Origin of the sequence: Streptomyces viridosporus, from assembly GCF_002078235.1 — a bacterium.
Classification (GTDB): domain Bacteria; phylum Actinomycetota; class Actinomycetes; order Streptomycetales; family Streptomycetaceae; genus Streptomyces; species Streptomyces viridosporus.
Genome location: NZ_MSGP01000017.1, coordinates 1 through 10,273, shown reverse-complemented (window position 1 = coordinate 10,273; position 10,273 = coordinate 1). Strand labels below are relative to the sequence as shown.

The following is a 10,273-nucleotide window of genomic DNA, read 5'->3' as shown; positions in this document are numbered from 1 at the left end:
GGGTACGGGGCGGCCGGGCGCCCCGGTTCACCCGCGCGGCCCGCCCGCCCCCGCGGGGACGCGCGTCCGGGTCAGTAACCGAAGGCACGGGCCGTGTTCGCCCCGAGGGCCGCGGCGAGGGTGTCCTCGTCGACGCCCCGTACGGCGGCCATGGCGCGCACCGTGACGGGCACCAGGTACGGGGCGTTCGGCCGCCCGCGGTGGGGCACCGGCGTCAGGAAGGGCGCGTCGGTCTCCACCAGGAGCAGGTCCGGCGGGGCGACGGCGAGCGCGTCGCGCAGGTTCCGCGCGTTCTTGAAGGTGACGTTGCCGGCGAACGACATGAAGTATCCGGCGGCGGCGCAGATCTCCGCCATCTCCGCGTCCCCCGAGTAGCAGTGGAAGACGGTCCGCTCGGGGGCGCCCTCCTCCTTCAGGATGCGCAGGACGTCGGCGTGGGCGTCGCGGTCGTGGATCACCAGGGCCTTGCCGTGCCGCTTGGCGATCTCGATGTGGGCGCGGAAGGACCGCTCCTGCGCCTCCTTGCCCTCCGGCCCGGTGCGGAAGTAGTCGAGACCGGTCTCGCCGACGCCCTTGACCTGGGGCAGCGCGGCCAGCCGGTCGATCTCGGCGAGCGCCTCGTCCAGCGCCGCGTCCCCGCCGGGCTCGCGGGCGCCCTGCCGGGACCAGCCGTCGGGGTCCCCGTGGACGATGCGCGGGGCCTCGTTGGGGTGCAGCGCGACGGTCGCGTGGACGGCGTCGTGCGCCGCGGCCGTCTCGGCCGCCCAGCGCGAGCCCGCGAGGTCGCAGCCGACCTGCACGACCGTCGTCACGCCCACCGAGGCCGCCTTGGCGAGGGCCTCCTCCACCGTGTCGGACTGCATGTCGAGGTGGGTGTGCGAGTCCGCGACCGGCACCCGCAGGGGCTCCGGGAGCGGCGGGGCGGTGTCCTTGCCGGGCGTGCCGGGCTTGTCGGGGGCGTTCGCAGACATGTCCCCGATCCTACGGAAGGGCCGTTCCGCACCGTCCGGGCACGGGCGTCAGCCCTCCCGGCGGACTTCCCGGCGGGTCTCGCGGTGGTCCTCCCGGCGGGTCTCACGGTGGTTCTCCCGGCGGACCTCCCGGTGGTTCTCCCGGCGGTCCTCCCGGCGGAAGAGGTGCAGCAGGTCGGACAGGTGCCAGTGGTGGCGGTCCCCGGGACGGCGCTCCTCGGCCGGCGCCGTCCCCTCGGCGTCCCACGGCGCCTCGACCGGACCGGCGGGCGGCATCAGGCGCTCGCGGTGGGCGGCGTCGCGGGCGGAGGCGACCCGGCCCGCCCGCATGATCCGCACCAGGTGACCGTCGCAGATCCGGCACGTCGGGCGGCTCAGCGGGGAGGGGATGATCCGGCCGTCCGCCACGCACACCACGAAGTCCTGGCCCTCGGCGTCGATGTGGTGCTGTATCTCGTACGTCTGCTCCCAGCCGTACCCGCAGCGCATGCAGGCGAAGGCGTACGACTCGGTGACGACGGCGGTCGCGCCCGCGCGCAACCCGGTCGGCCTTTCGATCTCGGTCATGCCGGCTCCTGTCGGTCCGCGGGCGGAACGGATCCGCCCTGTCCCCAGTGGACTCCCGGCTTCCCCCGGATGCACCGCCCCTGGCGAACATTGAGACCGATTTGACCGTTCTTTACGGTGCCGTCCCGGTTCCTTTACCGAGGGGCCGACGGGCCGGCCGGAAGCGGGCCTACTCCCCGGAGCCCTTCGCCGCCACCACCGCGTCGAACACCTCCCGCTTCGGCACCCCCGCCGCCGCGGCCACCGCGGCGATCGCCTCCTTGCGCCGCTCCCCGGCCTCCTCGCGCACCCGCACCCGGCGCACCAGCTCGGCGGCGTCCACCTCTTCGGCCCCCTTCTCCGGCGCCCCTTCGACCACCACGGTGATCTCGCCGCGCACGCCCTCGGCCGCCCATGCGGCGAGCTCGGTCAGCGGGCCCCGCCTGACCTCCTCGTACGTCTTGGTCAGCTCCCGGCAGACGGCGGCCCGGCGGTCGCCGCCGAACGCCTCGGCCATGTCGGCGAGCGTGGGGGCGAGCCGGTGCGGGGCCTCGAAGTACACGAGGGTGCGCCGCTCCCCGGCCGCCTCCCGCAGCCGTGACCGCCGCTCGCCCTGCTTGCGGGGCAGGAACCCCTCGAAGCAGAACCGGTCCACGGGCAGCCCGGACAGGGCGAGCGCGGTGAGCACGGCGGACGGCCCGGGCACCGCGGTGACCCTGATGTCCCGCTCGACGGCCGCCGCGACCAGCCGGTACCCCGGGTCGGAGACCGAGGGCATCCCCGCGTCCGTCACCAGCAGCACACGGGCGCCGCCCACCAGCTCCTCGACCAGCTCGGGCGTACGGGCGGACTCGTTGCCCTCGAAGTACGACACGACCCGCCCCCCGGGCGTGACGCCGAGCGCCTGGGCCAGCCGCCGCAGCCGCCTGGTGTCCTCGGCGGCGACGACGTCGGCGCCGGCCAGTTCCTCGGCGAGCCGGGGCGGGGCGTCGGAGACGTCGCCGATGGGGGTGCCTGCGAGTACGAGGGTTCCGGTCACGCCCCCATCCTCCCAGGGCCGCGGACCCCGCATGCGACCGGAGCACGGCCGGACCACGGCCGGAACGCGCCCGGGAGGAGGAGGGCCGGGAGCAGGACCGGAACCCCCCTCGGAACCCGCACAGGCGGGGCATACCGCCCAGGCACGGGACTCCCACAGCGCCTTTCCCTACGATGGCGCGGTGACCAGTACCGCGTCCTCCACGGACATCCGGCAGGACCAGGCGCCGCACGAGCAGCGGCCGCCGTGGCAGCAGCGGCTGCGCCGTTTCGGCTACTCGGCGAGGAGCCCCAGAGGCGACGTCCGCGACCGTCTGGTGCCGCCGTACACGGAGCCGTCGGAGCGGCTGTGGTCGACGCTCGGGGCGCCGCCGGCGCTCGCCGACCGGATCACCCGCTGGTCGGCGTGGGGCGGCCCGCTGCTGGTCACACTGCTGGCGGGGGTGCTGCGGTTCTGGAACCTGGGCAGCCCCAAGGCGGTGATATTCGACGAGACGTACTACGCCAAGGACGCGTGGGCGCTGATCCACCGCGGGTTCGAGGTCAACTGGGACAAGAACGCCAACGACCTGATCCTCTCCTCGGGCGGGGACATCCCCATCCCGACGGACGCGGCGTACGTCGTGCACCCGCCGGTCGGCAAGTACGTCATCGGACTGGGCGAGCTGATGTTCGGGTTCACCCCGTTCGGCTGGCGGTTCATGACGGCGCTGCTGGGCACGCTCTCGGTCCTGCTGCTGTGCCGCATCGGCCGGCGCCTGTTCCGCTCCACGTTCCTCGGCTGCCTCGCGGGCGCGCTGATGGCGGTGGACGGGCTGCACTTCGTGATGAGCCGGACCGCGCTGCTCGACGGCGTGCTGATGTTCTTCGTGCTCGCGGCCTTCGGCTGCCTGGTGGTCGACCGGGACCGGGCGCGGGAGAGGCTCGCCGCCGCGCTGCCCGTGGGACCGGACGGCCGGGCCCGGCCGGACGCGCACGTCGCGGAGCACACCCGTATCGGCTTCCGCCCCTGGCGCCTGGCGGCGGGCCTGATGCTGGGCCTGGCGATCGGCACCAAGTGGAACGGCCTGTACATCATGGCCGCGTTCTGCGTGCTGACGGTGCTCTGGGACGTCGGCGCCCGCAGGGTCGCGGGCGCGCACCGGCCCCGGCTGGCGGTGCTGAAGCGCGACCTGGGCTGGGCGTTCCTGTCCACCGTGCCGGTGGCGGTGTTCACCTACTTCGCCTCGTGGATCGGCTGGATCCTGTCCCCGTCCGACGGCACCGGCGGCTACTACCGCGACTGGGCGACCAAGGACGGCAGGGACAGCGCCTGGTCCTGGCTCTTCCCCGACTGGTGGCGCAGCCTGTGGCACTACGAGAACCAGGTCTACGACTTCCACGTCGGGCTGTCCTCGCCGCACACCTACCAGTCCAACCCGTGGAGCTGGCTCGTCACCGGCCGCCCGGTCTCCTACTTCTACGAGTCCCCGGCCCCCGGCACGGACGGCTGCCCCGTCGACGCGGGCGAGAAGTGCGCCCGTGAGGTCCTGGCCATCGGCACCCCGCTGCTGTGGTGGGTGGCCTGCTTCGCCCTCCTCTACGTCCTGTGGCGCTGGTTCTTCCGCCGCGACTGGCGCGCGGGCGCCATCGCCTGCGGCGTCGCGGCCGGCTACCTGCCGTGGTTCCTGTACCAGGAGCGCACGATCTTCTTCTTCTACGCCATCGTCTTCCTGCCCTTCCTGTGCCTGGCGGTGGCGATGCTCCTGGGCGCCGTCGTCGGCCCGCCCCGCTCCTCCGACACCCGCCGGGTCGCGGGCGCGACGGTGGCCGGCGTCCTGACCCTGCTGATCGCCTGGAACTTCATCTACTTCTGGCCCCTCTACACCGGCACGTCGATCCCCATCGACGACTGGCGGGCCCGGATGTGGCTGGACACCTGGGTCTAGCCGGGCGGGCACACCACGAGGGCGCGGCGGTCCGCCGCGCCCTCGTGGTCGTCGTCGGTCGTCAGCGGTTGTCGTGGGCCGCCCTCGGACGGTCCGGAGACGCCCCGGGGACCGCGCCCCGCCCCGGGCCCTCGACGGGAACTGCGGCGCGGCGGGTCCGTCTCAGGAGGCGCTACGGCTCTCGGCCTCGGCCTGGGCTATGGCTTCGGCTTCGCTCTCGGCCAGGGCGAGCGTGACGCCGAACGCCCGCGTGATGTGGCCCGCCGCCGACATGACGCGTGCCGTCCCCACCACGGGGGCGATCGCGACGAGGAGGTCCTGCAGCTGCTCGACCGTGAAGTCGGCTTTGATCGCGGGGTTGATGTGGGCCAGGTAGGAGATCGCCGGTGCGTCCATGGCCACGAGTGCGGCGATGCGGGCGAGGATGAGCGTTCGCTCGTCCATGTGGCAGCGCTCGACGGAGTCGATCGTCATGGCGGCGATCGTGTCGAGTACGGGAGTCTCGGATGCAGTAGCCATGGGCGGGCCGCCTTCTGGTTCCGTAGGGAGTCGAACCGCCGCCCGCTCGACGCGGGAATCCCCCTGCCCAGCGGTTGCTACTCAAGCGTAGGCGCCCTCGGGTGAGGGCGCGCGTCGAGCCGGACGGGGACCGGACGTGCCGTCCCAGCGGTGACCGCGGGCATGCGCCGCTCGTCCGCCGGACCGTCGGCCTCCTCCCGCACGTCGCCCTCCCGCGCCGCCGGGCGGGGCGTGCGAAACCTCCCTGGAGGAGGAACTTCCCTCCCTCTGCTCGAAATTGGGCCCCCGGGCCGGGACGGGCCGAATCGATCTCCTTTCGGACAACAAAGGGAAACGGCCGCCCCGCCCGTCACCCCCCGCGCATAGAGTGCTCACCGCCGAGTTGTCTGAACACGTTCAGAAAGACGTGGGGTTCGGCGGTGAGGGGGAGGGCCGGTGCGCAAGGGAGGCAAGGTCGCCGTCGTCGGCGGGGTGTTCGCGTTGATGGTGGGCGGGGCCGCGTACGGCGTCCACGACTTCGTGTCGGCGATGAGCGGTGACGGGGGAGGCGGCACCGGTGCGTCGGTGCCGAAGTCCGGGCCGCCGGACCGGGACGAGGTGGCGGAGACGACCGGGAAGTTCTTCGCTGCCTGGGAGAAGGGACAGGCGACACGGGCGGCGTCGTACACGGACAACGCGCAGGACGCCGGGGCGCTGCTGGCGGCGTACGGCGACGAGGCGCACATCGGCGACGTGCGGATCACGCCCGGGGCGGCCACCGGCACCACCGTCCCGTTCACCGTGAGGGCGACCGTCACCCACGCGGGCAAGTCCGCGCCGCTGACCTACCGGAGCGAGCTGACCGTCGTGCGCGGGAGGACCACCGGGCGGGCGCTGGTCGACTGGGAGCCGTCCGTCGTGCACCCCGAACTCCGGGACGGCGACACCCTGGTCACCGGGGAGTCCGCGCAGCCGCCCGTCGAGGCGGTGGACCGCGACGGCACCGTGCTGACGAAGGAGGACCACCCCTCCCTCGGGCCGATCCTGGACACCCTGCGCGAGAAGTACGGCGAGAAGGCGGGCGGCACCCCCGGGGTCGAGCTGGTGATCCGGCACGCCGACGAGGCCGCCGACACCCCGCTGCTGACCCTCGCGAAGGGCAGGCCGGGCAAGCTGCGCACGACGCTCAGCGCCGGGGTGCAGGCCGCGGCCGAGAAGGCCGTGAAGCGGTTCGCCGAGTCGTCGGTGGTGGCGGTCAAGCCGAGCACCGGGGAGGTGCTGGCGGTGGCCAACCACCGCCGGGACGGGTTCAACGCGGCCTTCCAGGGCCGGGTCGCCCCCGGTTCCACCATGAAGATCATCACCGCCGCCATGCTCATCGACAACGGCGTGACCTCGATGAACGGCCCGGCGCCCTGCCCGCCCACCGCCACTTGGCAGAGCCAGACCTTCAAGAACCTCACCGGCCTGCGGCCGAACGAGGGCGCCACCCTCGCCCACAGCTTCCTGAACTCCTGCAACACGGCCTTCGTCAAGCTCGTCGACGAGGAGCCGCTCACCGACGCCTCGCTCACCCGGGAGGCCCAGGAGCGCTTCGGGATCGGCCGGGACGACTGGAAGACCGGCATCGTCTCCTTCGACGGCAGCGTCCCCGCCTCCGGCGGCCCGGACCGCGCGGCGAACGCCCTCGGCCAGGGCCAGGTGCAGATGAACCCGCTGAACATGGCCTCGGTGACGGCCACCGCCGTCACCGGTGCCTTCCGCCAGCCGTACCTCGTCTCCCCGGAGCTCGACGGCCGGCGGCTGGCGCGGGCCGAGGGCCTGAGCGCGAGCACCGCCGCCCAGGTGAAGCAGATGATGCGGCTCACCGCCACCCAGGGCACCGCCGCCGAGGCCATGGCCGGGCTCGGCGGCGACATCGGCGCGAAGACCGGCTCCGCGGAGGTCGACGGCAACGACACCTCCGACAGCTGGTTCACCGGCTTCCGCGACGACGTCGCGGCGGCGGCCATGGCCCAGCAGGGCGGCCGCGGCGGCGACGCGGCCGGTCCGATTGTCGCAGCCGTGCTACGAGCGGGCTCCTGAGCGCGCCGTACCCGGGCCGGGACTCTAGGGTGGTGGCCGTCGTGTGCACACATGAGCGCCACCAGCGCGACGGCACGGCGCGCGCGCCGTGAACGCCACGCACCATCACACCAGAGCGCCACCAGGGCCGCGGGAGCCCGGCGAGCAGCAAAGGAACGGAACACAGTGGGCAACAGAGGGCACGTCGCCGAGCGACGGAAGACGAGACCCGCCGTGCTCGGCGGAGCGATCGCCGTGGTCGTCGGAGGCGCCGGGTTCGGTGCCTACGCGCTGTCCGGCGGTGGTGCCGCCGAAGACGGGACGCGCACGGCCTCCACCCGGCAGCAGGCCGAGACCAGGACCGGCCCGCTGTCCGCCGCCGAGGTCACCACCACGGCCGAGCGCTTCCTCACCGCCTGGCAGTCGGGGAAGGTGAGCGAGGCCGCCGCCGTCACCGACGACCCGAAGGCCGCCGCCGCCCTGCTCACCGGCTACGCCAAGGACGCCCGCCTCGAGGACCTCACCCTCACCGCCGGTACCCGCGCCGGCGACAAGGTCCCCTTCTCCGTGAAGGGCACGGTCGCGTACGAGGGCCTCGGCAAGCCGCTGGCGTACGACAGCACGCTGACCGTGATACGCCGCGCCGGGGACGGCGCTCCGCGGGTGGACTGGCGGGCCGCCGTCGTGCACCCCGACCTCAAGGACGGCGACCGGCTGGTCACCGGCGAGGCGGGCACACCGCCGGTCAAGGCGCTGGACCGGAACGGCGGCGAGCTGACCACCGCGAAGTACCCGTCCCTGGGGACGGTGCTGGACAGTCTGCGCGAGAAGTACGGCGAGAAGGCGGGCGGCACGGCGGGCGTCGAGCTGCGGGTGGTGCGCGGCAAGGAGTCCGAGAAGGCGGAGCTGTCCGACAAGACCCTGCTGGAGCTGCGCGAGGGCACGCCCGGCACGGTGAGGACCACGCTGGATCCGTCCCTGCAGGCCGCCGCCGAGGCGCAGGTGGCCAAGAAGGCCCGGGCGTCACTGGTGGCGCTGCGCGCGTCGACCGGCGAGATCCTGGCGGTGGCGAACTCCTCGCACGGTTTCAACACCGCGTTCCAGGGCTCGCTGGCCCCGGGCTCCACCATGAAGGTGGTCACCGCCTCGCTGCTGCTCGACAAGGGCCTCGCCTCCATGGACGAGAAGCACCCGTGCCCGAAGTACTTCAGCTACGGCGGCTGGAAGTTCCAGAACCTGGACAAGTTCCAGATCGACGACGGCACCTTCCGGGCGAGCTTCGCCCGCTCCTGCAACACGGCCTTCATCAGCCAGGCGCCCGAGCTCGAGGACGACGACCTGACCGAGCAGACCCAGCAGGTCTTCGGGCTGGCGAAGAACGACTGGCAGGTCGGCGTGCCGACCTTCGACGGCGCGGTGCCGGTGCAGTCCAAGGCCCCGATGGCGGCCTCGCTCATCGGCCAGGGCGGGGTGCGGATGAACCCGCTGAACATGGCGTCGGTGTCGGCGACGGTCCGGGCGGGCGTCTTCCGCCAGCCGTACCTGGTCTCACCCGAGGTGGACGGCCGCAAGCTGGCGACGGCCTCGCGCACCATGTCGGCCGGCACGCTGGCGCAGCTGCGGGAGCTGATGTCGTACACCGCGACCGCCGGCACGGCGGCGGAGGCGATGGCCGGGGTGAGCGGCGAGATCGGCGCCAAGACCGGATCGGCCGAGGTCGACGGGCAGAAGAAGCCGAACGGCTGGTTCACCGCGTACCGCGGGGACGTGGCGGCCGCGGGCGTCGTCCAGCAGGGCGGTCACGGCGGCTCGACGGCCGGGCCGCTCGTGGCGGCGCTGCTGAAGAGCGGCGGCTGAGCCCCGCGCCCGGCGCGTACCTGGCTCCTCAGTGCGGCACCGGTTCCGCGGCGGCGACGTACGTCCGCCGCAGGAACCGGGCCAGGGTCTTGGTGTCGAACTGCACCACCGACACCCCGTGCGCGGAGTGGAACTCGACCACGGTCTGCACCCGGCCGCACGGCCACACCCGCACCTCGCCGAGTCCCGCGGGGGTGCGCAGTCCCCGCTCGAGCAGTTCCCGGTCGACGGTCCACTCGCGCGCCCCGGGGTCCGGCAGCCTGATCAGGACGTGCCGGGGGTCCCGCCCGGGGTCGTACCGCAGCACCACGGGTACGGCCCCGCCGTCCTCTTCCGGGGCATCCGTGACGATGTGGGCTCGTGCGTACTGCTCGACTACGGACATCGGTGGGCCCCTTACGCTGTGTCGTCGGCAGGACAAGCCGTGCAACCCGTGTACCCGCCCCTCGCCCCATGGTGCACGCATTCCGGAATCCGCGCTTCCGCGTAGCGGACGGCACGGGCCGGGCACGACGGCGGCGGACGGCACGGGCCGGGTACGGAGGAGGCAAAGACAAGTCGCTCGCTCTTGCGACCTGTTCGCAACCGGCCACATCATCGAACCGTGCACGCACCCGACGGATTCATCGACGTCCCCGTGTCCGCCGCGGCCGGAATCGTCGCCGCCGGCGCCATCGCCGTGAGCCTGCGCGGGGCCCGGCGTGAACTGGGCGGCCTCGCCCACCCCGGGCGGGGAGGAGAGTCCGGCGGAGAACGCACCGCTCCGCTGGCCGGGCTCGTGGCGGCGTTCGTCTTCGCCGTGCAGATGCTGAACTTCCCCGTCGCGGCGGGGACCAGCGGCCATCTGATGGGCGGCGCGCTCGCCGCGATCCTGGTGGGGCCCTGCACCGGGGTCCTGTGCGTCTCCGTCGTCCTGCTGATGCAGGCCGTCCTCTTCGCCGACGGGGGCCTGACCGCGCTCGGCGTGAACGTCATCACCATGGCGATCACCACGACGGTCGTCGCCTACGCGCTCTTCCGCGGCCTGGTGGCGGTGCTGCCGCGCACCCGCCGCTCGGTGACCGCCGCGTCCTTCGTCGCCGCCCTGGTCTCCGTCCCGGCCTCCGCGGTCGTCTTCACCCTGCTCTACGCGCTCGGCGGCACCACCGACGTCCCGATCGGCAAGGTCGCCACCGCCATGGTGGGCGTGCACCTCCTCATCGGGGTCGGCGAGGCCGCGATCACGGCCCTGACCGTCGGCGCCGTCCTCGCCGTACGTCCGGACCTGGTGCACGGCGCGCGCGGGGTCCGGCAGCGGCTCAAGCTGCGCGTGGACGGCGAACTGGTCGACGCCCCCGACCCCGATGAGGAGGTGCACGCCCACCATAGCGG

The 10,273-nt window shown here is 73.4% G+C and carries 8 protein-coding genes and 1 pseudogene; 4 read left to right on the top strand and 5 right to left on the bottom strand.

Translation table 11 applies throughout. The annotated features are described in order from the left end of the window. Window positions 1-71: 71 nt before the first annotated feature. The 3 genes and pseudogenes from B7L92_RS01475 to rsmI all read right to left on the bottom strand — a co-directional run bounded on the left by B7L92_RS01475 (window position 72) and on the right by rsmI (window position 2,556). Window positions 72-971 (bottom strand): TatD family hydrolase, encoded by a 900-nt coding sequence (locus B7L92_RS01475; protein WP_081235686.1) that lies wholly within the window; start codon window positions 969-971, stop codon window positions 72-74. Between the two features lie 150 nt (window positions 972-1,121). Beyond that, window positions 1,122-1,538: pseudogene (locus tag B7L92_RS01470) on the bottom strand (hypothetical protein); the annotation flags it as partial. A gap of 169 nt (window positions 1,539-1,707) precedes the next feature. Further along, complete coding sequence (gene rsmI / locus B7L92_RS01465) at window positions 1,708-2,556, bottom strand: 16S rRNA (cytidine(1402)-2'-O)-methyltransferase (protein ID WP_081235684.1); 849 nt, start codon at window positions 2,554-2,556, stop codon at window positions 1,708-1,710. A 181-nt stretch (window positions 2,557-2,737) separates the two neighbouring features. Here rsmI and B7L92_RS01460 point away from each other — a divergent pair, with 181 nt between their 5' ends. Beyond that, entirely contained in the window at window positions 2,738-4,483 is a 1,746-nt protein-coding gene (locus tag B7L92_RS01460) for a dolichyl-phosphate-mannose--protein mannosyltransferase (protein WP_081235683.1), read from the top strand. 162 nt (window positions 4,484-4,645) lie between these two features. Here the strand turns inward: B7L92_RS01460 and B7L92_RS01455 are convergent, their stop codons facing one another. Then, window positions 4,646-5,002 (bottom strand): carboxymuconolactone decarboxylase family protein, encoded by a 357-nt coding sequence (locus tag B7L92_RS01455; protein ID WP_081235682.1) that lies wholly within the window; start codon window positions 5,000-5,002, stop codon window positions 4,646-4,648. A 435-nt stretch (window positions 5,003-5,437) separates the two neighbouring features. On the opposite strand from B7L92_RS01455, the gene B7L92_RS01450 reads away from it, so the two are divergent. Together B7L92_RS01450 and B7L92_RS01445 are read left to right on the top strand one after the other, a co-directional pair. Further along, window positions 5,438-7,066, top strand: coding sequence for a penicillin-binding transpeptidase domain-containing protein (locus B7L92_RS01450; RefSeq protein ID WP_081235681.1), 1,629 nt, complete (start codon window positions 5,438-5,440; stop codon window positions 7,064-7,066). Between the two features lie 165 nt (window positions 7,067-7,231). After that, entirely contained in the window at window positions 7,232-8,902 is a 1,671-nt protein-coding gene (locus B7L92_RS01445; protein WP_081235680.1) for a penicillin-binding transpeptidase domain-containing protein, read from the top strand. Window positions 8,903-8,930: 28 nt separating this feature from the next. On the opposite strand, the gene B7L92_RS01440 is transcribed toward B7L92_RS01445, so the two are convergent. Next, the gene (locus B7L92_RS01440) at window positions 8,931-9,287 is read right to left on the bottom strand and encodes an SsgA family sporulation/cell division regulator (protein WP_081235679.1); all 357 of its coding nucleotides are present in this window, start codon (window positions 9,285-9,287) and stop codon (window positions 8,931-8,933) included. Window positions 9,288-9,506: 219 nt separating this feature from the next. Here B7L92_RS01440 and B7L92_RS01435 point away from each other — a divergent pair. Continuing rightward, on the top strand, window positions 9,507-10,273 hold a 767-nt coding region (locus tag B7L92_RS01435; protein WP_107501341.1), incomplete at its 3' end, for an energy-coupling factor ABC transporter permease.